The sequence below is a fragment of the Pseudomonas halotolerans genome (assembly GCF_039581215.1).
In the GTDB taxonomy this organism is placed as follows: Bacteria; Pseudomonadota; Gammaproteobacteria; order Pseudomonadales; family Pseudomonadaceae; genus Aquipseudomonas; species Aquipseudomonas tehranensis.
In genome coordinates this window covers 36,363-59,976 of sequence record NZ_JBCNTJ010000015.1, presented here as the reverse complement: position 1 = coordinate 59,976, position 23,614 = coordinate 36,363, and the positions used below count along the sequence as shown (strand labels likewise).

Annotated in this window: 27 protein-coding genes; 19 read left to right on the top strand and 8 right to left on the bottom strand. The window is 58.6% G+C overall.

Going from position 1 to position 23,614, the window contains the following annotated elements; genetic code table 11:
* Positions 1-47: 47 nt before the first annotated feature.
* From AAIS01_RS19440 to AAIS01_RS19415, 6 genes are all read right to left on the bottom strand, one after another.
* Entirely contained in the window at positions 48-389 is a 342-nt protein-coding gene (locus AAIS01_RS19440) for a phage holin family protein (RefSeq protein WP_135846610.1), read from the bottom strand.
* 536 nt (positions 390-925) lie between these two features.
* The gene (locus AAIS01_RS19435) at positions 926-1,285 is read right to left on the bottom strand and encodes a PA0613 family protein (RefSeq protein ID WP_343470287.1); all 360 of its coding nucleotides are present in this window, start codon (positions 1,283-1,285) and stop codon (positions 926-928) included.
* Entirely contained in the window at positions 1,278-3,497 is a 2,220-nt protein-coding gene (locus tag AAIS01_RS19430; protein ID WP_343470286.1) for a VapE domain-containing protein, read from the bottom strand. The genes AAIS01_RS19435 and AAIS01_RS19430 overlap by 8 nt, the downstream gene beginning before the upstream one ends.
* Positions 3,487-3,714, bottom strand: a complete 228-nt coding sequence (locus AAIS01_RS19425) for a TraR/DksA family transcriptional regulator (RefSeq protein ID WP_343470285.1) — start codon at positions 3,712-3,714, stop codon at positions 3,487-3,489. The genes AAIS01_RS19430 and AAIS01_RS19425 overlap by 11 nt, the downstream gene beginning before the upstream one ends.
* A complete protein-coding gene (locus tag AAIS01_RS19420; protein ID WP_043042002.1) occupies positions 3,707-4,225 on the bottom strand; it encodes a phage regulatory CII family protein in 519 nt (172 codons plus the stop codon). Before AAIS01_RS19420 ends, AAIS01_RS19425 begins: the two co-directional genes overlap by 8 nt.
* 326 nt (positions 4,226-4,551) lie before the next feature.
* The gene (locus AAIS01_RS19415) at positions 4,552-4,776 is read right to left on the bottom strand and encodes a helix-turn-helix transcriptional regulator (protein ID WP_343470284.1); all 225 of its coding nucleotides are present in this window, start codon (positions 4,774-4,776) and stop codon (positions 4,552-4,554) included.
* Positions 4,777-4,878: 102 nt separating this feature from the next.
* On the opposite strand from AAIS01_RS19415, the gene AAIS01_RS19410 reads away from it, so the two are divergent.
* From AAIS01_RS19410 to AAIS01_RS19355, 12 genes are all read left to right on the top strand, one after another.
* The gene (locus tag AAIS01_RS19410; protein WP_343470283.1) at positions 4,879-5,628 is read left to right on the top strand and encodes an XRE family transcriptional regulator; all 750 of its coding nucleotides are present in this window, start codon (positions 4,879-4,881) and stop codon (positions 5,626-5,628) included.
* 76 nt (positions 5,629-5,704) lie between these two features.
* Complete coding sequence (locus AAIS01_RS19405; RefSeq protein ID WP_167352833.1) at positions 5,705-5,881, top strand: hypothetical protein; 177 nt, start codon at positions 5,705-5,707, stop codon at positions 5,879-5,881.
* Positions 5,878-6,462 (top strand): hypothetical protein, encoded by a 585-nt coding sequence (locus AAIS01_RS19400; RefSeq protein WP_343470282.1) that lies wholly within the window; start codon positions 5,878-5,880, stop codon positions 6,460-6,462. Before AAIS01_RS19405 ends, AAIS01_RS19400 begins: the two co-directional genes overlap by 4 nt.
* A gap of 10 nt (positions 6,463-6,472) precedes the next feature.
* Positions 6,473-6,757: a phage antirepressor KilAC domain-containing protein gene (locus AAIS01_RS19395; RefSeq protein ID WP_072348346.1), complete on the top strand. Its 285-nt coding sequence runs from the start codon at positions 6,473-6,475 to the stop codon at positions 6,755-6,757.
* A 158-nt stretch (positions 6,758-6,915) separates the two neighbouring features.
* Positions 6,916-7,245 (top strand): pyocin activator PrtN family protein, encoded by a 330-nt coding sequence (locus AAIS01_RS19390; RefSeq protein WP_343470280.1) that lies wholly within the window; start codon positions 6,916-6,918, stop codon positions 7,243-7,245.
* Between the two features lie 44 nt (positions 7,246-7,289).
* Positions 7,290-7,706 carry a hypothetical protein gene (locus AAIS01_RS19385; protein WP_343470279.1) on the top strand — a complete coding sequence of 139 codons (417 nt, stop codon included), beginning with the start codon at positions 7,290-7,292 and terminating at the stop codon, positions 7,704-7,706.
* Positions 7,703-7,924, top strand: coding sequence for a hypothetical protein (locus AAIS01_RS19380; protein WP_343470278.1), 222 nt, complete (start codon positions 7,703-7,705; stop codon positions 7,922-7,924). Before AAIS01_RS19385 ends, AAIS01_RS19380 begins: the two co-directional genes overlap by 4 nt.
* Complete coding sequence (locus AAIS01_RS19375) at positions 7,921-8,463, top strand: phosphohydrolase (protein ID WP_343470277.1); 543 nt, start codon at positions 7,921-7,923, stop codon at positions 8,461-8,463. The genes AAIS01_RS19380 and AAIS01_RS19375 overlap by 4 nt, the downstream gene beginning before the upstream one ends.
* Positions 8,460-9,044 (top strand): hypothetical protein, encoded by a 585-nt coding sequence (locus AAIS01_RS19370; RefSeq protein ID WP_343470276.1) that lies wholly within the window; start codon positions 8,460-8,462, stop codon positions 9,042-9,044. The genes AAIS01_RS19375 and AAIS01_RS19370 overlap by 4 nt, the downstream gene beginning before the upstream one ends.
* Entirely contained in the window at positions 8,945-10,093 is a 1,149-nt protein-coding gene (locus tag AAIS01_RS19365; RefSeq protein ID WP_343470381.1) for a tyrosine-type recombinase/integrase, read from the top strand. The genes AAIS01_RS19370 and AAIS01_RS19365 overlap by 100 nt, the downstream gene beginning before the upstream one ends.
* A 22-nt stretch (positions 10,094-10,115) precedes the next feature.
* Positions 10,116-10,661, top strand: a complete 546-nt coding sequence (gene folE, locus AAIS01_RS19360; protein WP_010456659.1) for a GTP cyclohydrolase I FolE — start codon at positions 10,116-10,118, stop codon at positions 10,659-10,661.
* Positions 10,662-10,764: 103 nt separating this feature from the next.
* On the top strand, positions 10,765-11,136 hold the full coding sequence (locus AAIS01_RS19355) for a glutathione S-transferase N-terminal domain-containing protein (protein ID WP_092400302.1): 372 nt from the start codon (positions 10,765-10,767) through the stop codon (positions 11,134-11,136).
* 215 nt (positions 11,137-11,351) lie between these two features.
* On the opposite strand, the gene AAIS01_RS19350 is transcribed toward AAIS01_RS19355, so the two are convergent.
* Positions 11,352-12,518 carry an aminotransferase-like domain-containing protein gene (locus tag AAIS01_RS19350; protein WP_343470274.1) on the bottom strand — a complete coding sequence of 389 codons (1,167 nt, stop codon included), beginning with the start codon at positions 12,516-12,518 and terminating at the stop codon, positions 11,352-11,354.
* An 82-nt stretch (positions 12,519-12,600) separates the two neighbouring features.
* Here AAIS01_RS19350 and AAIS01_RS19345 point away from each other — a divergent pair, with 82 nt between their 5' ends.
* The 5 genes from AAIS01_RS19345 to AAIS01_RS19325 all read left to right on the top strand — a co-directional run bounded on the left by AAIS01_RS19345 (position 12,601) and on the right by AAIS01_RS19325 (position 21,056).
* Positions 12,601-13,041: a MarR family winged helix-turn-helix transcriptional regulator gene (locus AAIS01_RS19345; RefSeq protein ID WP_343470273.1), complete on the top strand. Its 441-nt coding sequence runs from the start codon at positions 12,601-12,603 to the stop codon at positions 13,039-13,041.
* A gap of 348 nt (positions 13,042-13,389) precedes the next feature.
* The gene (locus AAIS01_RS19340; RefSeq protein ID WP_076383799.1) at positions 13,390-14,739 is read left to right on the top strand and encodes an NCS2 family permease; all 1,350 of its coding nucleotides are present in this window, start codon (positions 13,390-13,392) and stop codon (positions 14,737-14,739) included.
* 61 nt (positions 14,740-14,800) lie between these two features.
* Positions 14,801-15,430 (top strand): LysE family translocator, encoded by a 630-nt coding sequence (locus AAIS01_RS19335; RefSeq protein WP_343470272.1) that lies wholly within the window; start codon positions 14,801-14,803, stop codon positions 15,428-15,430.
* Positions 15,431-15,570: 140 nt separating this feature from the next.
* A complete protein-coding gene (locus AAIS01_RS19330) occupies positions 15,571-19,296 on the top strand; it encodes a calcium-binding protein (protein ID WP_343470271.1) in 3,726 nt (1,241 codons plus the stop codon).
* A 272-nt stretch (positions 19,297-19,568) separates the two neighbouring features.
* Entirely contained in the window at positions 19,569-21,056 is a 1,488-nt protein-coding gene (locus AAIS01_RS19325) for a hypothetical protein (protein ID WP_343470270.1), read from the top strand.
* Between the two features lie 294 nt (positions 21,057-21,350).
* Here AAIS01_RS19325 and uraH read toward each other — a convergent pair whose 3' ends face one another.
* Complete coding sequence (uraH, locus tag AAIS01_RS19320; protein WP_214913452.1) at positions 21,351-21,704, bottom strand: hydroxyisourate hydrolase; 354 nt, start codon at positions 21,702-21,704, stop codon at positions 21,351-21,353.
* 412 nt (positions 21,705-22,116) lie between these two features.
* On the opposite strand from uraH, the gene puuE reads away from it, so the two are divergent.
* On the top strand, positions 22,117-23,058 hold the full coding sequence (gene puuE, locus AAIS01_RS19315) for an allantoinase PuuE (RefSeq protein WP_343470269.1): 942 nt from the start codon (positions 22,117-22,119) through the stop codon (positions 23,056-23,058).
* Positions 23,055-23,570, top strand: coding sequence for a 2-oxo-4-hydroxy-4-carboxy-5-ureidoimidazoline decarboxylase (gene uraD / locus AAIS01_RS19310; protein ID WP_047229635.1), 516 nt, complete (start codon positions 23,055-23,057; stop codon positions 23,568-23,570). Before puuE ends, uraD begins: the two co-directional genes overlap by 4 nt.
* Positions 23,571-23,614: the final 44 nt, after the last annotated feature.

Sequence of the window (23,614 nt, the reverse complement as noted above, 5' to 3'; positions counted from 1 at the left end):
CCGTGTAGGGGGCGGGTCAAGGGGAGGACCCAGAAAATCCCCTCCCCCTACCCCTGCCCCGCGTTGCTTGAAGCCTCGGTGACACCTAAACGTTTCGCTACCCAGCGTTCGTACAGGCCAATCGCAACGTCGGCGCCAGCCATCGCCGTCAAACATCCCAAGGCGCCCGCCGTCCAGATCGACATACCGGCCGCGATCATCAACATCATCGCCGTCACCCCGCAGGCGATACAGGCACCGGATCGAAGGGCGAGGCGCCGCAGCAATGCCCAGCCCCGCGCCCCGTCCTTGTCGGCCCGCCACATCTCCCCCGATACGCCGCCAACCAAGGCCAGGAGAATCACTAACCAGATCGGCATCTCTGCCAGTGCTTGCTGTTCGTTCGTCATTGTCCCGCCCCTTAAACGCAAAAACCCGGCGCAAGGGCCGGGTTTGGTGTGTGATGCCTGCCGCTTTATGCGGTCGCACCTATCGAAGATGAGTACTTTTTACAGGTCGATTCCGGTGGCAGCAAGCCGGTTTTAATGCCACCCCATCAATAAGGGGTCAACGCAAGGTCAATGTAGGGGTAATGCACTGGTAATGCGCGGCGGGGCATAGTTATCGCGGCTTCCAGCGCCTTTGGCGCTGTCCTTCCTGTCCCACTATCCTTTGTCGAAGTAGGACAGCTACAGGCGCCTAGAATCGGGGCCTGCCCCACTGTCCTACCTTATTTTCTCTTCTCTCCCGTAAAGAGTAAAAGCTAAGAGCACGCTTGCGCGCCATGGGCGCGTATACGCTCCCGCTACGCTCACACATGGGCGGGACGTGCGGGAAGGTTGGACAGTAGGACAGCTCAACAACAGCGCGGCCCGCGCTTGTCCAACTGCATCAAGCAGCAGTGGGACAAGGCGAGCCGGTAGGACAGCCACGGACGCAAACGGGGTCAAGCAGCGCCCCCCATCAGCAGCCAATAGATGCACAGGTGCGCGTCATGCAGACGCTGGTAGTAGGTGTCACGTCCGCAGCCGCAATGGGCGTACTTCAAACGCATGCCGGAGTCCTGGTTGCAGTAGTGCTCTCGCACGATTTGCACATGCAGCGGATCGAGATGCTTAGTCACGATCAGCTCGATATCCAGCGAACCTTCCAAGGGCGCCCGGAACGCACGTCGACCACGAATCAGTTGCCCATTGCTCTCCATCATCATGGCGACCATGTTCCCACCGGCGAGCCCTCCGGCACTGAGGTCGCTGTGCAGCTCTTCAGCCCATTTGCGCAGCCGCGCATCGATCTCCTTAATCATCGAAACATGGCTCCTCGACCGGCTGCACTTTCAGGTTCGATGCCCTGCCCCAATCTTGCGGCTTCTTGTAACCCCAGGGCCGGACGCCACTCTTAGGCAAAGCAGGCAGCCGAACTTTCCGCCAACCAAGCCGGTGCATGATCGCCCCGACCCGCATCTGCTCTGGCTTGCCCCAGTGGCCGTAATCGAGCTTCAAAGCCCCCAGCAGAATGTCGGTGCCGGTCGCCGTCTCGCCAAGCTGGGACTCCTCGAGCCAAGACAGGATCGGGCCTTCCCATTCATCCACCACAAAGCGCTCTTCCTGCGCCTCGGCGAACAGCGGCGCCTCCTCCCGATTGACCCACCAGATATCGCCGGACTGATAGCAAAACATCGCCTCAGCCCATAGCTGGTCGCGGATCTCGCGCAATTGGTCCAGATCCACCTTGGTACAGGCGACCGGCCAATAACGCCGGTTGCCGGTGGCATCCTTCAGGTACTCATCCTGGTTCGTTGTCCCCACGAAAACACACTGGCGTGGCACGTCCATCGTCCTGCGGCCATAGCTCTCGCGGTAGGTGTCGGTCGAGGCCGAGAAGAACTGCTTTGCCTTGGTGGACTCGGCCTTGTTGAAGCTATCCAGCTCCCCCAGCTCAACGATCCACTTGCCGCGAATGGCCTGGAACCCATCCTTGTCGCCCAAGGCGAAGGGAGTGTCCATAAACCAAGCGCCGCCCAAGACCGACATGGCCGTGGACTTACCGGCACCTTGCGCGCCTTCGAGAATCATCACCGAGTCAGCCTTGCAGCCCGGCTGCATCACCCGGCCGACCGCAGACACCATCCAGCGCTTACCGACCTTGGAGCTGTAATCCGTCGGGGCTACGCCCATGATGTCTGTCAACCAGGTGTCGAGCCGGGGTATCCGATCCCACTCCAGGCCATTCAGGTAGTCGCGTACAGGGTGAAAAGCATGGTCATGCGCGACAACACTGACAGCCTCGATAACGCTGCTCGCCTTGACCCGCAGGTTGTACTGTTGCGCGAGCCACTTCATGACCAGCATGTCATCAATGTCAGCCCAATCGCCGACACCGCCGCCATACGGGGCAGCACGCAGCTTGACGATCTTGGAGCTGAACGCACTGAAGCCAATCACACCGGCCCAACGCTCGTCGTTGCCAAGGATCAGCTCGACGTTTTGCATGTGCGCGATCAACATGCCGTTTTCTGTGCGGGCCAGCAGGTCTTTCCAGCCACCCGCTGCAGGTGGCTTGACCACCGCCAGAACCTGGCGGCGCACCGCCTCCAATCCTTCAGCACAGTGCAGGTCGTTGAAGTCGGTCCACTTGTCCTCTCGTTCACCCGAAAAGATCGGGGCAACTACCTGGCCGCCAACAACCGTGGCCGCGTTGTTGGCCTTTTCTTCACCTGGGTTCCAGGGCTCGCCATTTGGGCGCTTGGTTTTCCAGTCATCATCCCGGCAGATGATTAGTGGACGCCCCGGGAACCGCTCGCGCATCGCCTTGGCGACCATCATCAGGTTGCCCGCATCAAAGGCAATGGCGACCGTCAACGAGGTCGCCATGTGCAGGCTTGCACCGGTGGCGTAGCCCTCACACACCAACACTGGCTCGCCCGGTTCAGGGTGCGGACCAACGAGGTGGAAGGCGCCTTCCTTCGCCATCCCATAGGGCCAGTAAGACTTGTCGCGGCCAGTGTCCTCTTGCTTCTCGGGGAATATCACTTGCAGCCCGACGATCTGGTCCCGAGCGTTTTGCATGGGCACCAAAACCGCGCCGGAGCGCGGGGCATAACGAACACCGAGGCCTACAATCTGCTTTCGATCCAGATAGGCGCTACGGCCCTTATCGGGCATCCGCTTGAATAAACCAGCGGCACGGTTGGCCGCTCGACGTGCAGCGTTGGCAGCCTTCTCTGCGGCCTTGCGCTTAGCCTCCTCCTGACGAGCGCGCATGACTTCACGCTCTTCAGGCGTCATCCGGCCGGGTTTCACCTTGATCTTGTGCGTGTCCCCTGTACGCCAGTCGCCGAACGCACCGAAGATCAAAGTTTCGCCTTTCTCGGTGTGGTGCTCGTGTAGAACGTACCAGCCGTTTTTCTCTTTGCCCTTATCCAGGGCGGTCTTGCATCGAGTCAGCTTGCCGTAAAGCAGTGGCTGCGCGGGCTCCAGACCGAAGTCCGCAAATTGATTCAGCACGTCATCGAGCATGGCGAGCCTCTCGCATCTCATCGATGGACTGGCAGTTCACACATTGCGTGCAGCCCTGCTGGGCCAGTCGACGCGCCTCGGGGATCGGGTCGTCACAGCTTTCACAGAACAACAACGAATGCCCAGGCAACGTCGGCTTGAACGCACTGCGAGCAGCAAGCGCCTGATCGATACGCTCCTGTACCAAGTCATTGGCGAAATCAGCAATATCAGCCACGGCCGTCACCCCGCGTTGTGTGGTTGACGTACGTGGCGCGGTTGAACAGGCCCAGCAGCCCCTGGATACCTCGAAACACCTGCAGGCGGATCGCGGCCAGCTCGTGGTCGCTGACCACACCATCGCCAATACTCTTGGCCCAGGTATCTGCCAGGTCAGCCACCTGACGAAAATACTCGGCAAGACCGATGGTCAAGGTTTCGGGCATATCAGTGGTGTACACCTCGGACAGCTCATGCCAGATCGTATCGCCGACCAAGGCATGCACCGCATCCAGGATGCGTCTGTCCTTCGTCAGTTCGAGGATCTCGCCAAACTCTTGGATGTTCACCGAGTGACTGGGGTGCGTGGGGGACAGCTTGTGCTGCAGCGTGGTGGGGTTTCGGCCGGTGGTGGCGGCAATTGCAGCGGCGCCGCCAGGGTAGTCCCGAGCGGCATGGTAAAGCGCCAGATCGAGCGGCAGGACTTCCCGCTGTGCTCGTTCGACGCAACTCAGAGCGATTCGGCTCATGGCATTAATCCTAATAAGTTGCCAGTGCCGCGCGACATGCAGTGGTGATACATTGCCGCGTGGCTTGAAAGGGCCCAAACGCCGGCTAGATCTTAGGGATCGATACCGGCACGTGCCGGGGCGAACAATCCGTTGTTCACCCCTGGCGCAACAGCTGCCCAATCTGTGGTGGAGAAGGCAGCAACACCAAGGCTTCCGAGTCTTGGGAAAGCGCGATAAAGGGAGGTGGTTTGCATGTGGTGTGCCCGCCTACCTTTATCGCGACCCGGCAGCGCTGTGGTGGTGCGTGTCGGGAGGAACTGGGCGACCTTTGGGTCGCCTTTTTTCTATGCCGCTTGAGGGGCTTCGATTTCTGGAGGAAATACATCGTCCAATGTGCACACAGCTCCAAGCCTGTTCAACGCAGCAACAATTGCCCGGCATTCCGCTAAACCGGCGGTGCGCCTACCGGCTTCGTAGTTGCTAACCCTGGTTTGGGTCCAACCCAATGCAGCAACCAGTTCGCGCTGTCGAATACCGGATCTCTCTCTGTGCTCAGCAATGCAGTTCATACTTTGACCTCAGATGACTCGCGCCCATCTTAAGCACGAATCGTGAACTTTTCAACACGCAAAGTGCAAAAGAAATATTTCACTACGTGGTAAAAAAAGCACATGAACACATTAGGCCTACGCATCAAAAAACTCAGGAAAGCGAAGGGCATGACTCAGGAAGATCTTGCCCACGCTTGTCAATGGGAATCCCAGTCTCGGATAGGGAACTACGAGCGCGGAACCCGTCAACCGAACCTACAAGATCTGGAAAAGCTAGCTCAGGCTTTGGATGTGACTCTTCCTGACCTAGTTGCAGGACGTGATCGATCAGAACTCGAAACGTTACCTGATGCCATTCAGGGGCGCGTCCGGTCAGAAGATCGCTCCGTGCAGGCCTTTGGCCGCTCTAAGGATCACGGACAACCTGTAAGCAGTAATGCGGGATGGGCTAGAGAAGGAAGAGTCCCAGTGGTAGGAAACGCACAACTTGGAAATGAAGGATATTTTGAAGCCTTGGATTTCCCCCCGGGACATGGGGACGGCTACCTGAATATTCATAGTGATGACCCCGACGCTTATGGGCTTCGCGTCACCGGAGACAGCATGCTGCCTCGTATAAAAAACGGTGAATTCGTACTGGTAGAGCCGAACAAAAGCTTCTATAGCGGCGACGAGGTAATGGTGCGCACCACCACTGGACGTACGATGATCAAGGAGTTCATCTATTTGCGCGACGGGATGTATCGGTTGGACAGTGTCAATGCCGAGCACAACTCTATTCATATTGCGGAAAGCGACGTCCTGGAGATCCATCTCGTAGGCGGGATCTTGAAATCATCACGCTTTTTACACAGTGCCAGTGATATTTAAGCACGATACGTCTTGACGATAATTGCACGATACGTGATATTTGCCTCACTCTTCCACCACAGAGCGAGGCAAAACCATGCACACCACAGCATCCCTGCACGTCCATCCGGCCGTTGCCGACCTATCCCGCATCTTCGAAGTAAGGCGCCTGGCCCGTATCTACGGCTGCACCTTCATTCCGTCTAAACCCAAGCAACACGCCCGTACCGCACCGACTTCCTTCGATCCAAACGATGGAGGCCGGGCAGCATGAGCAAATACCTGATCGACAACCGCACACTGACATTGCTCAGCGCCCAGGTGAACCTGAGCGGGACTTTCAATCACACCCTTCGGCGCCTGTATCGACGCGATGTGTTGGCGTTTCGGCTAAAGGTTGAACGCAACAAGACCGACAGCACCTTCACCGTTGAGCTGGGTTCAGAGCGACACACCCTGACCGTGCCCAACACCAAAAAAACACACCTGAAGCTCGCCGACTTCATAGAGGAGGTCGTCAACGGCCCTGCTGACCTGACAGGCGAACCCCAGCCTAAACGACATGCTGAACGCGAGTACGGCGCTTTCAGCAGCCAGCAGCGGGAACAGGTTTACAGACTGGTTTCCACAGGTGGGTTTATCGACCTGGACCTGGGCTTTGAACTGCCGATCCGGCTCGCCGTGCACCGGACACGTACACGCTCGGGCATCACCGTAGTCATGAGCATCGGCGTCAAGAGCCCGCGCACCAAGTGCTTCACCGTGTACGGCACCGACGCCGAGATGTACGAGCAGGTTTGCGAATCCATCAACCACCTGGCTGCGCTGGCGACACCCGCCGCGCACGCAGCATAGGAGGGCTGAAATGGAGCGCAATCTCGAAAAAACCGCCAAGCACTTCGGCCTGACCCGCCCCGCCCTGATCAAGCTCATGCGCGAGAAGGGTCTGCTCACCGACCGCAACCTGCCGGCGTTCCCCGTCCGTGACCGTGAATACCTTCGGGTCAAGGACAGCAACTGGTACCACGACACGCTGGGCATGCAGTACAGCCAATCGACGCGAGTTCGACAGGCCGGCATCCCCTGGCTAGCAGAGCAACTGGGCCTCGACCTTCCTGCCATCCCGGCAGACAACCGTGACGTGGCCTAGGGAATACGCCCGCCAGATCATCGCCCTACGCACCCGAGAGGAGCGCAACGCCGCGCTTCTTGAGGTGCCGGAGCATCTGCGCGAGCTGACCAAACGCCATTGCCTAAATGCCTGGAACCACCCGGCCCGACACAAACACATGGAGAGCCAAAAACCTCATGAGTAACCAGCCTCAAAATCCGCTGCGCCTGATGCCGGCACCAGAGACGGCCACCATCGAGCTGCTGTATCGCACCTTCGGCGACGTGCTTATCCCCCTCGAAAAGCTGCGCGCGCAGTACTTCCGAAATATCAACGCTGAGCGATTTGCTGCGGAGATCAACAGCGGACGCATACAGCTTCCAGTTACGACCCTGGACGGTAGTCGTAAGGCCTTGAGGTACGCACACATCCGCCACGTTGCTGCACTCATCGACATCCAGGCGTACAAGGCCGACGAAGTCCACGCGAAGACCCACGCCGACGCAATTGAAGAAACCCAACCGTAACGGCTGCCACCACCAGCCACCCAAAACTACCTGGAGCACACCACATGACTGCAATTCAAATCTGCGCATTGATCGGCCTGATCCTAGGCTACGGTCTCATCTACTGGACCGGCTACCGAGGCGGGCTCATCGACGGCCGCGTCGAAGGCATCGAAGAGGGCACGAACGACGAACGCGCCGCCAACGCGAAAACCATTCGTGAGCTGGAGGCATCCCTCCAATTCATTCGCGCCGATCACAAAAACCTCGCAGCCCATGCGAAGCGGCTGAGGGAAAGCCAAGCCTTCGGCCCTCAAGAGCGCCAAACGCTTATGCAGATCGCCGAGAAACTGAGGTTGGCCTCTGACACCTTCCGCGCCATGAGTTCGAAGGCACAGGCACAGCAGGCGCTCGACCTGCGCGAAAAAGCGCTGGGCATGGCCGCTCTGCTGGATCAGATCAAAGTAGAGGACGCAGCATGAGCCGTCATTGCCCGACGCTACGCCTCTCACCTCAAGACGCCGGCGTGCTGCACCAGCAACACGCCAAAGCCACCGCCGAACTGCGCGAAGTGACTCGATTCCGCAAAGAGTTCGACCGGCAACTGTCGCTGCTGATCGGCTACGACGCCCTGCGCAAGTTGCATAAGGACACCCAGAACGCCCTGTTGCTAGCCGACTTGGTCAAGGAGGCAGCATGAACTGGATCCTCACGCATACCGGCAAACGCTTTGACTTGTTCGAGCCGGACGCCGACATGATCGACCCGAGGGATATTGCCCACTCACTGGCTCATTTGTGCCGCTTCAACGGCTACACCAGCGAGTTCTACAGCGTGGCCCAGCACAGTTGCTTGGTTGCGGATCTGGTGCCGGCCGAGCACAAGCTCGCCGCCCTCCTCCACGACGCGACCGAAGCCTACATCGGCGACATGGTGCGGCCGCTCAAACAGTGGATGCACGCCTACCACGACGTCGAGACATGGATCTGGGAACGCATTTGCACCCGCTTCAGCATCGATCAGGATCTGCCGGCATCCGTCACCCAAGCCGACCTGATCGCCCTGGCCACCGAGCGCCGCGACCTGATGCCACCCGACCCGGCCACCTGGGATTGCCTTGTCGGCATCGAACCCGCGCCCGAACGCATCCGACCGTGGTCACCCACCGAAGCCCGACTGACCTACCACCAGCGCCTGATGGACCAACTCGCTATCGAACACCGGAGGAAAGCGGCATGAAGCAGGAACAGTACGCCCCGCAAACCCAGTCCGCTTTGCTCCGCAGCGCCAGTTGGGTCGACGCGCCTGTAAACAACAGTCTCTGCTGCGCAGCAGCAGGCATTACTGCTTCTTTCCAAGCCACCGCCGAGGCACTTATACCCCACGAAAGGCTGCGCCGGGCAGCAGCACCTGAAGCCACGCTGATAGCTCAGCACCGCCCGCCCGCGCAGCCTGCCTTAGGGTATACGCATTTCGACACCGCAGCGGATCCGCCACCGCTGCAGTACCAAGTGGACAAGATTCCCGAGGACAAAATGGCCGAGCTGGTCGGTACGACCCGCCGAGCACTGCAGGGCAAACGAGCCAGAGGGGTCATCCCTAAAGGCGTCTGGAACACCATCGACAACCGCATCTATTACAGCATCAGGAGATACGAGGCATGGCTCGAAAGCCAATGGGATTGCCCACCGGAGTTGAATTTGTCGGCCAGTCCGTCAGGATTCGCTTCACTTGGAACGGGCAACGCCGTTGCGAAACCCTCCCCTATCCCCAGACACCGAAAGGCATTAAAGCGGCATCCGATCTACGCGCTAACGTAACCAGCCTGATCAAGCATGGCGTTCTCGACGACCAACGTTATGCGGAGCTGTTTCCCAACTCCACTTATGCCACCTACTCCGCTACTCCCCGCTTCGGGGAGTATGCCCAGGAGTGGTTAAACAGTCGGGAGGTGGTAGCAGGCACCCGCAAGAACTATCGAGCGTCCCTCAATCTGTATTGGATGCCTCACTTAGCCCTGCTACCCGTCGACGGCATCACCTCGGTGCTGTTGCGCAAAATCGTAGCCAGCACAGAATGGAAATCGCCGGGCGTTAAGCGCTCGGCAATCCAGCGGCTGACGACGGTGTTCAGCACCGCCGTCAAAGACGGCCTGATCAATCGCAACCCGGTCGAGTCCATCGAGCTTCCCGTGAAAACGAAAAAGCCCATCGACCCCTTCACGGTGGCAGAGGCCAACGCCATCATCGAGCACCTCTATAAAACGCTGACTCATTCGATGCGGGTCTACGCTGCTTACTTCGAGTTCGCCTTCTATACCGGAATGCGCCCTAGCGAAATAGCGGCCCTGCGCTGGGACGAGGTAGATAAGCAGAAACGCTTAGCCACCGTGTGTCGGATCGTCGCGGACTATAAGATTGAGGAGCGCACTAAAACCCGCAATGAACGGCAAGTGATGCTCAATAGCCGGGCCATGCGCGCCATTGAGGTCGCCGAGCAAATCGCCGAACAACGTGCGAAACAGAGCCGTAGAAAGCAGGCGAAGTCTCCTTATGTGTTCCCACCTACAAAGAATTTTGAGTTCATCCAGCAGTCCAGCGTCACCGACAAGCACTTCCAGGCGGCTCTGACCGAATTGGAGATTCGCGCCCGTCGGCAATACAACTGCCGACACACATACGCTACCATGTGCCTCATGGCGGGTATGAACCCTGCGTTTATTGCCACTCAGCTGGGTCACAGCGTTCAGATGTTGCTCTCGACCTATGCCCGATGGATCAACTCCAGCACCGACTGGGGCGAACTCGGGAAGCTCGAAAACAGCTTGAGTGGTACAAAATTGGTACAGACAGAACAAGTACCCTCCTGAAACCCTTATGGAATCAGCCTCTGTGACACTGGAACAGAACTACACCGCGATCCTCGGCCAATTGGGCGAGGACGTTTCCCGCGAGGGCCTGCTCGACACGCCCAAGCGCGCTGCCAAGGCCATGCAGTACCTCTGCCGCGGTTACGAACAGACCCTCGAAGAAGTCACCAACGGTGCCTTGTTCAGCTCCGACAACAGCGAAATGGTGCTGGTCAAGGACATCGAGTTGTACTCGCTGTGCGAGCACCATTTGCTGCCCTTCATCGGCAAGGCCCATGTGGCCTACATTCCGAGTGGCAAGGTGCTGGGGCTTTCGAAAGTCGCACGCATCGTCGACATGTACGCCCGTCGTCTGCAGATCCAGGAAAACCTCAGCCGCCAGATCGCCGACGCGGTCCAGCAGGTGACCGGAGCTCTGGGCGTGGCGGTGGTGATCGAGGCCAAGCACATGTGCATGATGATGCGCGGTGTGGAAAAGCAGAACTCCTCGATGATCACCTCAGTGATGCTCGGCGAGTTCCGCGAAAACGCCGCGACCCGCAGCGAGTTCCTCAGCCTGATCAAGTAACCCCTGCATGAAAAAAACCGGCATTGATCGCCGGTTTTTTTTCGCCCGTGAAAAATCAGGTAAGCTGCGCGCCCTCTTCTTCCCTGTCGCGAGGCTTAATACCGTGATCGTCAAAGCGCTGCGAGTTGGCCTGGGCCAGCTGATCATTTTCATCGACTTCATCACCCGCCCCGGCAAGAAGCAACGTCCGGCCGAAGCCCAGGCGCAAGTCAATCAGGCCGCCCGCAGCCTGACCCTCTATCAGTTCCACGCCTGCCCGTTCTGCGTGAAGACCCGCCGCACCTTGCACCGCCTCAACGTGCCGGTGGCCTTGCGAGATGCCAAAAACAACGAGCAGGATCGCCAGACGCTGCTGGAGCAAGGCGGCAAGATCAAAGTGCCGTGCCTGCGTATTGAAGAGAACGGTGAAACCACCTGGATGTATGAGTCCAAGGTGATCATTGAGTATCTGGATCAGCGGTTTGCTGCAGTCTGATAGTTTTATGGTGTGACGACTGGCCTCATCGCGAGCAAGCTCAGCTCCCACAGTGGGCCTTGGTGAACGCTGGATTTGTATTCACCACCCCCCTTGTGGGAGCCGGCCCCCACAGGGGGCCTTGGTGAACGCTAGGTTTGTATTCACCACCTCCCCTGTGGGAGCCGAGCTTGCTCGCGATGGGGCCCGGACAGCCATCACAAAGCCCCTTGATATCAAGCCGCCTTTTCAGCCAACGCCTCCCGCACCACCCCCGCCAATCGCTTGAGCCCTTCATCCAGCCGCGCCGGGTCGATGTGACTGAAGTTCAAACGCAGGTGCCCCGGATGCATGTCCGGCTCGGGAAAGAATGGCTCCCCCGGCATGAACGCGACCTCCGCCGCCAGGGCGGCGTCGAGCAAGGTACGAGTGTCCAGCGGGTGTTTGAGGGTCAGCCAGAAAAACAGCCCGCCCTGGGGCACGTTCCAATCCGCGATGTCGGCAAAATGCCTGTGCAGTGCGGTCTGGAACCGGTCGCGACGATCCCGGTAGAAATCCCTCAATTCACTCAAATGATGGCGATACTGCTCGGTGCCGATCCATTGCAATGCCTGCCATTGACCGATGCGATTGGTGTGCAGGTCCGCCGACTGCTTGAGCCGCAGCAAGTGGGGGAACAGATCCGGGCTGGCGATCAGGTAACCCACCCGTAGCCCGGGTAACAGCGTTTTCGACACCGTGCCGGTGTAGATCCAGCTGGCTTTCTTCAAGCGACTGACAATCGGTGTGGCGCTGCCGCCGTCGAAGGTCAGCTCACGGTAGGGCTCATCCTCAAGCAGGGTCACGCCAAACTCATCCAGCAATGCCGCCACCGCGTCGCGCTTGGCCTCGCTGTAGCGCACCGCCGACGGGTTCTGAAAGGTGGGAATCAGGTAGATGAACGCCGGCCGATGCTGTTCCAGGCGGGCTCGCAACTGTTTCAGATCCGGACCGTCGGCCTCCAAGGGCACCGTGATGCAGTCGGCGCCAAACAGCTGGAAAATCTGCAACGCGGCCAGGTAGGTCGGCGCTTCCAGCATGACTTGGGTGCCGACATCGATGTGCAGCTTGGCCGCCAGGTCGAGGGTTTGCTGTGAACCGCTGACCACCAACGCCTGGCTCGCTTCACAGGCCAGACCCAGCGAGCGCGCCTGCGCCGCCAGGGCTTCGCGCAAGGCTGGCTCACCTTCGCTCATGCCGTATTGGCCCACGGACACCGGCATGGCCTCCCAGTCCACTTTCGGCAACAAGGCTTCGGCCGGCAGGCCGCCGGCGAACGACATCACTTCAGGGCGCTGCGCCGCGGCGAGGATTTCTCGGATCAAAGAACTTTTGAGGCGCGAGACACGTTCGGAAAAAGCCATGGGGGTCACCTGTAGCGGGTCACTGGAAAAATGAGTCAAACTGGTTGACCGAAACTACTCCGACCTCCATGGATACGTCAACATGATTGACCTTAAAAACCCGACCTCCCAGCAGATGGCCATGGAAGCGTTCTTCTTCGGTTACCAGGCGTTTACCGCCAAGGCCGATGAAATGCTCGAGCGTCGCGGGCTGAGCCGGGTGCATCAGCGCATCGTTTTTTTTATCGCCCGCTATCCATCCTTGAGCGTGAAGGAATTGCTGACCCTGCTCGGCGTGAGCAAGCAGGCGTTGAACATGCCGTTGCGCCAGTTGATGGAAATGCATTGGGTGAACAGCGTTGCGTCCGAAACCGACAAACGTAAGCGGCTGCTGGCGCTGACGGCCGAGGGCGAGCGGTTCGAACAGGCGTTGCGTCGTGAGCAGGTGAAATTGCTGGAGCGCGTGTTTGCCGAAGCTGGGGAGGAAGCCGTGGATGGGTGGCTGGCGGTGAATCTGGCGCTGGGGAAGGGCTTGGTGAACTGATGTCAGCTCTGCTGATTTTGTAGCGCGCGAACTGACGCTATCGCGAGCAGGCTCGCTCCCACAGTGAATCCGGGTGCGCACAAAATGTATGAACGACGCCGCCCTCTGCGAGCCTGCGCGCGATGGCGTCCTCACAGTCGATATATCCCTATTCCCCAGACTTTTCGTCGACAAGACAGAAAACATTATTTGCTTTATTTGTATACAAAAGCATAATTCGCTTCGTGCGAGTTCCTGACCATCAGGTCAAAAAAACCTCGCCAGCCTTACCTGCCTCAAAGCAACGCCGCCACCCTCAGGGGGCGGGCGTGCTGGAAATAACAATAAAACTCTTGAGGAGTACTCGCTGTGGAAAGCCGCAAACCCGAAGCCCGGACGCTGGACCTCTCGCCGCCACTACGCACTGGCTGGCTGGAGCGCATCTTCAAACTCAGCTTGCATGGCACCACGGTGAAGACCGAGCTGATTGCCGGTCTGACGACCTTCATCACCATGGCCTACATCATCTTCGTCAACCCCAACATCATGGCCGACGCCGGCATCGATCACGGCGCCGCATTCGTCGCGACCTGCATCGCCGCCGCCTTGGGTTGCCTGTTGATGGGCCTGTACGCCAACTGGCCGGTAGGCCTGGCACCGGGCATGGGCCTGAACGCATTTTTCACCTACACCGTGGTCGGCACCATGGGCTACAACTGGGAAACCGCATTGGGCGCGGTGTTTGTTTCCGGTGTGCTGTTCATGTTCCTGACCCTGTCGCGGGTGCGTGAATGGCTGCTCAACAGCATTCCGGTGAGCCTGCGTTATGCCATGGGGGCGGGAGTCGGGTTGTTCCTCGGCCTGATCGGCCTGAAGACCGCTGGCATCGTCGTGGACAGCCCCGCGACCCTGATCAAGCTCGGCTCCCTGCACGAGCCCGGCCCGTTACTGGCTGCGGTGTGTTTCCTGATGATCGCCGTGCTCAGCTATCACCGCGTGTTCGGCGCGATCCTGATCAGCATTATTGCCGTGACGCTGGCCGGCTGGGGCCTAGGGCTGGTGCAATACAACGGGGTCATGTCGACACCACCGAGCCTGGCGCCCACCTGGATGGCGATGGATGTGGTCGGTGTATTCAACGTCAGCATGATCAGCGTCGTGCTGGCCTTCCTGTTCGTGCACATGTTCGACACCGCCGGCACCCTGATGGGCGTTGCCCAGCGTGCCGGGCTGGTCAAGCCTGATGGCAAGATCGAGAACCTGTCCAAGGCCCTGAAAGCCGACAGCGCCTCCAGTGTGTTCGGCGCCATGGTCGGCGTGCCGCCGGTGACCAGCTATGTGGAAAGCGCCGCGGGTGTCGCGGCGGGTGGCCGTACAGGGCTTACCGCCGTGACGGTCGGTGTGCTATTTATTGCCGCGATGTTCTTCGCACCACTGGCCGGGATGATCCCCGCCTACGCAACCGCGGGTGCCTTGATCTATGTCGCCATGCTGATGATGGGAGGCATGGCCCACATCGAATGGGACGAAGCGACCGACAGTATCCCGGCCATCGTCACGGCCATCATGATGCCCCTGACCTTTTCGGTCGCCGACGGTATTGCGCTGGGCTTCATCACCTATGTGGTGCTTAAGGCCGGCACGGGTAAACACAAGGAAATTTCTGTCAGTCTGTGGGTGCTCTGCGCGATCTTCATCGCCAAGTTCATCTTTTTGTAGGCACGGATATTCATCAGCCTCACCCCGTCGGGTGAGGCGTTCTTGCATCAGGAGCAAAGCAATGAATCTGGAAACCTGGCTGTTGTTCAGCGGCGCCGCCCTGGTGGTGATCCTCATCCCCGGCCCACTGTCGTTGCTGATGATCGGCAACAGCCTGAACTATGGCCTGCGCCGTTCCTATCCGGCGTTCCTGGGTGGCGTGATCGCCTCGATTTGCCTGTTGAGCGCTTCGGCGCTGGGGCTCGGTGCATTGCTGTTGGCGTCGGAGCAACTGTTCAGCGCCTTGAAGATTGTCGGTGCGTTGTATCTGTTTTACCTGGCCTGGCAGAGCTGGCAGCAATCGCGCCAGCCATCCCAGGGGGCCGAAGTGCCCCAGGCCGCCGCCATCCCACGCTTTCGCGCCCTGTTCGGCCGGGCATTCGTGCTGGGTGCCAGCAACCCCAAAGACATTCTGTTCTTCGCCGCTTTCCTGCCGCAGTTCTTGAGCGCCGAACAACCGTTCCTGCCGCAACTGCTGATCATGATCGCCACCTGGACCGTCCTTGATCTGCTCTGCAAGTTGGCCTATGGCCTCGGTGCCCATGGCGCCGCGCGGTATTTGCGCACAGGTAAAGGTCAGAGTTGGTTCAATCGCATCAGCGCAGGGTTATTTGGCGGCGCGGGCGCGGCCTCTTTAATGTCCAGCCATTGAACCCGCTGGTTTTGCGAAATCGCTTATCTTTTTGACTTAAGGCTTTGGCAAAACATAGCAACAACCCATCGATATACACCGTTAAGGAAAACATCTTACATAGAGGGCCATTCACTTATCGTTGAACAAGGAAGTTCAAAATGGCCAAAGTTTTCCAGCCCTCCTCAATTCCTGACGATCACGCCGTGATCGTTACGGATCTGGATGTTCATACCAATAAGTACACGGTCGAGACGCTCGACTTCAAGGTGGCCGATCAAAGACAGCCCATTGAGGAACATAAGCACAGGCAGGCCCAACTGGAAGTCGTGGACAAGCTCTACGGCCCGCTACACATCGGTTCCGTAAGCATCACTCGCTCGGCTCTGAATGCGCTTGGCGCAACGACCGATGGACAGCCGCTCGAGGGTGACAATACTTTTTTCCGTAGCGCCAATCGCTTTTTCGTGAACTCGCTACAGTTCAGTGCAGTGGCTGTCGAGACCCGCCTGAAACTAACGACCGATGCCAACGATTATCGCTTGCCCTCTTTGCTATTCGAGATGGCGAGTCAACGCCCGGTCTCCGCGCCCCCCCTGTTGAGGAGAACGCCTGAATTACAAGCGGGGACCGGCGGTAACTGCAACACGCTCGACAAACTTCTGAAGTCTGCCCAAAGGCTCGATGTCGGTGGGCTTGCGTTGAGAACATTCAGTTGGGTCAGCACAGCCAAGAGTCAGATCCTCGTTCCTACCGGGCTGGGACTTCAGGCTTTCGGCATCTACAGCGGCCTGTGCGGCCTGCAGGACGCCATTCGCGACAAAGACACCTACCAGACCGTTTTCAACGGCGCCAGCGTCGCCGCCGAAGTCGCGTCAATCGGCGTCGAAGCGGCCGTGACCAGACAAGCGACCCAGATGATCAGAGCCGGCCAGCGTTCACTTGGGGGCTTCGCTAAAACGACGTTCGCCACAAGACTGGCACGGGGAAGTGGCTTGATTGCCAGCGTGCTGACGCTGCCTTTCGACATCATCGCCGCTGTCGACTCTTTCAAGGCTGCCGCCAACACCACCGGCAACGAGGCCATCGATCACTACGTCAGCGCGGCCTTGAGTGTCACCAGTGCCGCCATGACCGTAACCATCGGCATCGCGGCCCTGGCGGGGTTCAGTTCAGCCGGCCCCGTGGGCCTCGCCGCAGGGCTTATCCTGATGGTCGGGTCACAGGTCTGGGGCGCGGTTCGTCAGGTCGATGAAATCGACGACTATATTGAACTCACCGTACACGAACGCCTGCGCACCGGTTGGTTCGCCTTCTGGACGATCAGCCCGGATCAGGATGTACAGGACCGGTACATCATCGCCAAGACTGGCACTGAACATACGAAACGCCTTCGGGCCAATGCCTTGAACTTACTCAAGGGGCCACTGAAAGACAGCACTGAAGCGGTTGTGAATGGCAAGTTCACCGTAGAACTCGAAGCGGTGAACTACAACACCTGGAACTGGTGGACCGGGGAAAAATACCAAGCGACCGCAGTGCGCCCCAGGATCAAAGACAGCGACGACTGGATCGATGCGCGTGAAGGCGTGACCGCTGAAACGCCCGGGGCAATCCTCGGCGCAGCGGCAGACCATAAAGGCGTCCATTGGTATATCGGCGGTGGCGACGACACGGTTCTTGGCGTGGAAAACAAGCCCAATGTCTTCCATTACGGCGCGGGTGTTAAAAAGCTCAGCGGCGGCTTGAAAGATGACGTCTTCATTTTCGAAGGTTCGACGCAAGTGCCCGGCGCAAACCCCACCTCTTCAGACAGTAGCCTGGTGGGAGGCTTGGGCAATGACACGCTCATTTTGTCAGGGCGTGCCAGCCATCGTCAGGCGCCGCGCCTGGGCTATCAGGTCGACCTGGACGCCGGACATGTGTCGATCATCACCCAAGCCACGCCTGACACCGAGAACGGACGGTACCGCCACGCCGTGCTTGAAGGCATCGAGAATGTTGAAATCCTCGAGGGTGGTACCAACGTCATCAAAGGCAGCGCCGGCTCAAACATCATCAAATCCCGCGGCAACGATTCAATCGAGGCTGGGGCGGGAGATGACCAGATTTTCATCCTGAGTGGAAACAACCGTAACGCCGATGGTGGTCCTGGCGATGACGCCTACGCCATCGCACATAAACCCGGCCACGTATCGATCACCGAGGACGGCGTGGGCAACAGTGTCATCGCACTGGACTGGAGAGCGGACCTGATTGACAGCTGGCGAATCGAAGAAGGCTGCCTGGTCATTACTTCATGCTTCGATGCAAACGACTGGGAACTTCGCAAAGTCACCCTCAGGACAGTCTACGAAGACACGGAATATCCAAGGGCCTTACAGAACAGCAGGCTGACGTTCGTCACGAAGGATGGCTACCACTTGGTTCCCGACCTGCCTGACAGGATCGAGCACGCGAGCCCACTGGACATTGCAGCAGTCATCGTGCAACAGGGCACACCGCAAAATCCGGCCATCTTGCCAGATCGAAGCGAGCAGCAGGTCCCCTTCGACAGAGACTCGGCCTATCATGTTTCCCGTCTTGTCGAGCTCACTACCCTGACGATAAAACAAAAGAGCGCGTTCTCCACCACGCTCCATCTGGACTGCCTTCACTCCGACCTGACCCGCATAGAGGCCCATTACAACGCCCACGTCACGCAGGAGGACGAAGGGGACACTGTGCGCTATGGCGAGTGCGGCCTGACGTTACACTTCGGCACCCGTCGAGTTGTCCTGAAGAACCTGGCAAGTTCCGATGAGCGTTATAGCGCGCAAAACGCCAAGACCGGGCGACGCGTACTTTCCGCCTTGGGTTCGCATCATACGTTTATCCTCGTCATGAATGACGGCTCGTCTTACCGTCTGACCCAACCCTCCCCCGACTACGGCCTGTTGCTGGACGAAACCTTCATAGACAAAGACCCGGTGGCGTGGAAAAAAGAAGCGCCCCTGCCGCTCATGCCAACAAGAAAGCCCTACACCTATCTGCAGCCCATGGATAAAAAACCCTACTACATGCGCAGCCGGGCGACCTGCGCCATGCTCACATCACCCGCTGAGCAAACGGGTATTGAGGTGCTGATTGGCGAAGGCTCGACCTACCTCGTTCACCTGACCCCGAACATGACCCTGCGCCTGTCCACGCCGGGCGCACTGGCCAGCGCCAAGCCCCAGTTACCCCATGCCTCCCGATGGGAACTCGATGCCACGCACCTGGGCCAAGTGGAGATAAAACTGACCGCCAACCTGCTGCAGGTGGGTGCAACCGTCATTTACCTCCCCGTTTATGAAGCCCAAGACCTGATCGATTCGATACGAGTCATTACCGCACAAGGTGTCATTTATGCTGTCGACAGCCTGTTCGAGCGAGTTTACGTGGAAGCGCTTGATGGCCGCTATTTCGTTCCGCCGGTCGATGTCAGCGCAACGTTATCCGACGAGTTGTCCAAGCTGGCGGCCAAAGAACTGAAAGTCTTGAACATTGCCGTCAAGGATGGATCTGCCGGCGCGCTGAGTTATCACCTGAAGACCCGCCAGTGGACGCTGGATAGCGACAAGTCACGTACGATCACGGCAGCACAGCTGAAAAAAATAAACCTGTGTGACCATCACCTCAACATCTATCGGGAACTTGCCCGCGAAGGCCTCGACCAGACCCCACCCGCCAGCGATGAGGCACTTCGTTCATTGCGGGAAAAGTGCATCGAGCTGGTGGAGAACCTGACATTGAGTCACTCGATGGTACGTGCGCAAGCGGCAACGCTGGCCGCGGCTTTCGGCACGGAACTTCCCTACTTTGACTGGGCGCTTCGCGTCGACGAAAGGCGCCCTGAACAAAAGTAACTTTCACCCTCCGATTATTTTTAAGTGCAATACATATGTAGTGCACTTACCGGTTCGTTTTCATTGAACATGTTTTAAGCCCGTGGCCTGTCAACTGCCGTTGCTCGACAGGCCATGAACTTTCAGGGCGCATTAGTTTTTATATCTTCAACTTAAGAGCCATTACCTCAATGAGTCCAAAACGAAACACCCGTCCCAATATTCCTACCTCATCCCGCGATGCCCCCCACACCCGTCGCGACTCGACGGTGGACTCCCTGCTCAGGAGTGCCTTGAGCGGAGAAAGAGCCGATCAAGGTTCCGCCTCCCAGCCCGGACGACAGACTGAAGCCGCTGAACCCCAGCCGCCGACCATTCAGGTATCGGACATCGCATCACAGCCATCCACCCGTTCCGCTCATCTCTCGGAGTCGCTGGACAACTATTATCTTTCACCCGAGCTGGTCCCCATGTTATCGGAGCCAGACGCAACCACCGGAATCCGCACATTCCGGACGCGCACCTATGTCGAGCTTGAAGAGGGTGGGACGGTGCTGCTTGGTCGTGACTCCGCGGATCGATACCGGGCCCGGGCAGGCATTGAACTCATCGCCTCCGGACCACGCCTGGAACAAGTGGAAGGAAGCCTGCTATGGCGGCGCGCCACAGACCATGTCGTGACGCACAGCATTGATCCCGATCTCACTATCACACTACAAAGCCTGTCGGACGATGACCTCTCTGACGTGGTGGCGCCCAAGCGCGCGCGCACGTCCCCTCCACCCAGCGAGGAAGTTGCGCAAAGCGCCCTGGCATTCACCAAGAATTGGGGGGTTGAGCCAAGATTCACGGTGCCTGAATACATCACCATAGACAGCGTTCATTTCAAGGTGGTGACCCACAGCGACGCCCGCGAATACCCGATCGCCTACATCCAGCAGCCCACCCACCCCGCCTATGATTTCGACGTGCTGGAGGCGACGCTCAGGCATACCCCCGACGAGCAGCCCCGAAGCGCAATACGAGTGCCCCCGGACAATCACTGGGAGATCGACGCCAGGCTTCCCTTCGAGAAACCACTGACGGGTTACGTCAGGGACTTTTTCCCGGAAGTCACGACCGTCACCCTGGAAAACATCGCAAGAAGGCAATTTGAGCTGGCCAATAACTCGCCTTTTGCCGATGCCGCGGGCTTGACCGCGCTCAGGCAGATCTACAACGGTTGGAAAAACGCCACCCCCTCACTGCATCCGCAATGGTCCGATCCGTTATTGATGCTACCGATTATCCCGACTTCACCCACGGCCAGAGGCGCTGCGCGAACAATAGACCTGCCTGTGGCTTCTTCGAGCGGAACGTTGGACCGGCTGGATTTTGATCCCTTGCGGTTCCAGCGCCAGTGGCTGTTTTTCCTTACGACTTACTCGCCCGTGGACCTCAAACGCTTTATGGCCAGTCTTCTGACCCGTAATGGCTATACCGTCATGGAGCCCAACGCGTTCAATAGTTTTCCGGCGTTGGTATTTCGCCGGACAGGGCATGACTATGTATTTTTCATGAGCCTGCATCGCACCAGACTCCCGAAACTGTCCCTGCCCACGCACATGAATCCAAATACAACCGGTGTCAACCTCGAAACCCAGGTTGGCGAGGATGCCGCCAAAGCGGTGAGAGATGCCCATCAGGCCAACAAAATCATCTGGCTCAAGGGCGGCTCTCAAATCCGCCCCGGTTTTGCTGATACGGTCTTCATCATCCGGGACGACAATTCCAGGCTGTGAGTACATTCCCCAAAAAAAGACCAGGGCATTATTGGCACTGTTTGCATGCAACACGCCGCTTCAAAACCTAGGAGCGGCGGGCTGCTTACCTACTGGGAGACCCGGTAGAACAGATCAAGACTGCCGTCGTTCAGCACCCTGATGTGTTCGGCCTATACCGGCATATTTCGATCGAAAACAGCGCAAACATATTCAAAACTAAGCCGGCAAAAAAAAGCCCGCAGTGTGAGCGGGCGAAAACCAAAGAAGCTATATGCGCAGTCGCTTCCAGGGAAAGGCAGCTGCTTGGGGGGATCAGCTGCCTCGATACGTTGAGTAAGCGTAGGGCGAAATCAGCAGGGGCACGTGGTAATGCTCCTGCTCGGCCGAAATGCCGAAGCGCAGCACCACCACATCCAGAAACGCCGGCTCGGACAGCTGGACGCCACGGGCGCGGTAGTAATCACCGGCATGGAATTGAATCTGATAGACGCCGCTACGGTAGTCATCCCCTTGCAACAACGGCGCATCGCAGCGGCCGTCGCTGTTGGTCAGCGCGCTGGCGACCCGTTGCAGTTGCGCACCTTCGACGCGGTACAACTCGACCTTGATCGAGCTGCCCGGGCAGCCGTGCGCGGCATCCAAAACGTGAGTAGTCAAACGTCCCATTGATTGAGCGCGCCTCGCTGCACAGCAGTCCGGCACGACGCCTCCTGATCAGTTGAAAGACAGACCGCACCGTTTCGGAGCACGAAACGCTGCGGCGATGAGCGAATTAAGACACTTCAAACGAAAATTGTACACAATAAAAAACAGAAATTTATCCTTTCCCTCATTCGCGGCGGGTTCTGACCCGATCGGCAATCAAACCAGCCGATACAATGGATTGTCCTGATTTAGCTGACCAAGTGGGCAGGTTTCTTGCAGTGTAGACCCGCGAGGGTCGGCGATGAAAAATGCAAAAAATCAGGCTTACAAAGTGAGCATAAAGTTGTATACAATCAATCCATCGCTGTGACGCCAGCCTGTGATTCATCGCCCAGGCGCCACCTATATGGTTCGAACAAGAAGGAAAACTGCAGTGAGCGCTGACTACCCACGCGACCTGATCGGTTACGGCAGTAACCCTCCCCACCCTCAGTGGCCGGGCAACGCCCGCATCGCCCTGTCCTTCGTGCTCAACTACGAGGAAGGCGGCGAGCGCAACGTGCTGCATGGCGACAAGGAGTCCGAAGCGTTTCTCTCGGAAATGGTTTCGGCGCAACCGCTGCAGGGCGAGCGCAACATGAGCATGGAATCGCTCTACGAGTATGGCAGCCGCGCCGGTGTCTGGCGGATCCTCAAGCTGTTCAAGGCATTCGATATTCCGCTGACGATCTTCGCGGTGGCCATGGCTGCCCAGCGCCACCCGGACGTGATCCGTGCCATGGTCGCCGCCGGTCACGAAATCTGCAGCCACGGTTATCGTTGGATCGACTATCAATACATGGATGAAGCCCAGGAACGCGAGCACATGCTCGAAGCGATCCGCATCCTCACCGAAATCACTGGCGAGCGTCCACTGGGCTGGTACACCGGCCGCACGGGCCCCAACACTCGCCGGCTGGTCATGGAGGAAGGCGGTTTTCTCTATGACAGCGACACCTACGACGACGACCTGCCCTACTGGGAACCGAACACCCCCAACGGCAAGCCGCACCTGGTGATTCCGTACACCCTGGACACCAACGACATGCGCTTCACCCAGGTCCAGGGTTTCAACACGGGCGACGATTTTTTCCAATACCTCAAGGATGCCTTCGACGTGCTGTATGCCGAAGGCAGCGAGGCGCCGAAGATGCTTTCCATCGGCCTGCACTGCCGCTTGATCGGCCGCCCTGCCCGCCTCGCGTCCCTCAAGCGTTTTCTTGAATACGCCAAGGGTCATGAGCAGGTCTGGTTCAGCCGTCGCGTCGACATCGCCCGCCACTGGCAACAGACCCACCCGCATCCGGGCGTTTTGAAATCAGGGGCTTCGAAATGACCGCATTCCAGACCCTCAAGCCTTCGACCTTGAGCCGCGAAGCGTTCGTCAAAGCCTTCGCCGACATCTACGAACATTCGCCATGGGTGGCCGAAAAGGCTTTCGACCTGGGCCAGGACCCCTCGATCGACCAGATCGAAACCCTGCACCAGCGCATGAGCGACATCCTGCTGTGCGCCGATCACGCCAGCCAACTGGCACTGATCAACGCACACCCGGACCTGGCCGGTAAAGCCGCCGTCCAGGGCCAACTGACCGAGGCCAGCACCAACGAACAGGCTGGCGCCGGTATTCACCAATGCTCGAGCGATGAGTTCCAACGCTTCACCGAGCTGAACGAGGCCTACAAAGCCAAGTTCAAGTTTCCCTTCATCATGGCGGTAAAAGGCAGCAACCGGCATCAGATCCTCGCGGCGTTCGAAACGCGCATCCACCACTCGGCAGACACCGAGTTCAAATGCGCGCTGGCAGAGATCAACAAGATCGCGTTGTTCCGATTACTGACTCTTTAGCGAGCAGCCCTGAGGCCCAGGCCCCTGCAAGCATCCCCAGCCAA

Excerpts from the sequence above, each read along its gene's own strand:
- AAIS01_RS19440 (WP_135846610.1), bottom strand. The coding sequence starts at position 389 with ATGACGAACGAACAGCAAGCACTGGCAGAGATGCCGATCTGGTTAGTG.
- AAIS01_RS19435 (WP_343470287.1), bottom strand. The coding sequence starts at position 1,285 with ATGATTAAGGAGATCGATGCGCGGCTGCGCAAATGGGCTGAAGAGCTG.
- AAIS01_RS19430 (WP_343470286.1), bottom strand. The coding sequence starts at position 3,497 with ATGCTCGATGACGTGCTGAATCAATTTGCGGACTTCGGTCTGGAGCCC.
- AAIS01_RS19420 (WP_043042002.1), bottom strand. The coding sequence starts at position 4,225 with ATGAGCCGAATCGCTCTGAGTTGCGTCGAACGAGCACAGCGGGAAGTC.
- AAIS01_RS19415 (WP_343470284.1), bottom strand. The coding sequence starts at position 4,776 with ATGAACTGCATTGCTGAGCACAGAGAGAGATCCGGTATTCGACAGCGC.
- AAIS01_RS19410 (WP_343470283.1), top strand. The coding sequence starts at position 4,879 with ATGAACACATTAGGCCTACGCATCAAAAAACTCAGGAAAGCGAAGGGC.
- AAIS01_RS19405 (WP_167352833.1), top strand. The coding sequence starts at position 5,705 with ATGCACACCACAGCATCCCTGCACGTCCATCCGGCCGTTGCCGACCTA.
- AAIS01_RS19400 (WP_343470282.1), top strand. The coding sequence starts at position 5,878 with ATGAGCAAATACCTGATCGACAACCGCACACTGACATTGCTCAGCGCC.
- AAIS01_RS19395 (WP_072348346.1), top strand. The coding sequence starts at position 6,473 with ATGGAGCGCAATCTCGAAAAAACCGCCAAGCACTTCGGCCTGACCCGC.
- AAIS01_RS19390 (WP_343470280.1), top strand. The coding sequence starts at position 6,916 with ATGAGTAACCAGCCTCAAAATCCGCTGCGCCTGATGCCGGCACCAGAG.
- AAIS01_RS19385 (WP_343470279.1), top strand. The coding sequence starts at position 7,290 with ATGACTGCAATTCAAATCTGCGCATTGATCGGCCTGATCCTAGGCTAC.
- AAIS01_RS19380 (WP_343470278.1), top strand. The coding sequence starts at position 7,703 with ATGAGCCGTCATTGCCCGACGCTACGCCTCTCACCTCAAGACGCCGGC.
- AAIS01_RS19375 (WP_343470277.1), top strand. The coding sequence starts at position 7,921 with ATGAACTGGATCCTCACGCATACCGGCAAACGCTTTGACTTGTTCGAG.
- AAIS01_RS19370 (WP_343470276.1), top strand. The coding sequence starts at position 8,460 with ATGAAGCAGGAACAGTACGCCCCGCAAACCCAGTCCGCTTTGCTCCGC.
- AAIS01_RS19350 (WP_343470274.1), bottom strand. The coding sequence starts at position 12,518 with ATGGCTTTTTCCGAACGTGTCTCGCGCCTCAAAAGTTCTTTGATCCGA.
- AAIS01_RS19345 (WP_343470273.1), top strand. The coding sequence starts at position 12,601 with ATGATTGACCTTAAAAACCCGACCTCCCAGCAGATGGCCATGGAAGCG.
- AAIS01_RS19335 (WP_343470272.1), top strand. The coding sequence starts at position 14,801 with ATGAATCTGGAAACCTGGCTGTTGTTCAGCGGCGCCGCCCTGGTGGTG.
- AAIS01_RS19330 (WP_343470271.1), top strand. The coding sequence starts at position 15,571 with ATGGCCAAAGTTTTCCAGCCCTCCTCAATTCCTGACGATCACGCCGTG.
- uraH (WP_214913452.1), bottom strand. The coding sequence starts at position 21,704 with ATGGGACGTTTGACTACTCACGTTTTGGATGCCGCGCACGGCTGCCCG.
- uraD (WP_047229635.1), top strand. The coding sequence starts at position 23,055 with ATGACCGCATTCCAGACCCTCAAGCCTTCGACCTTGAGCCGCGAAGCG.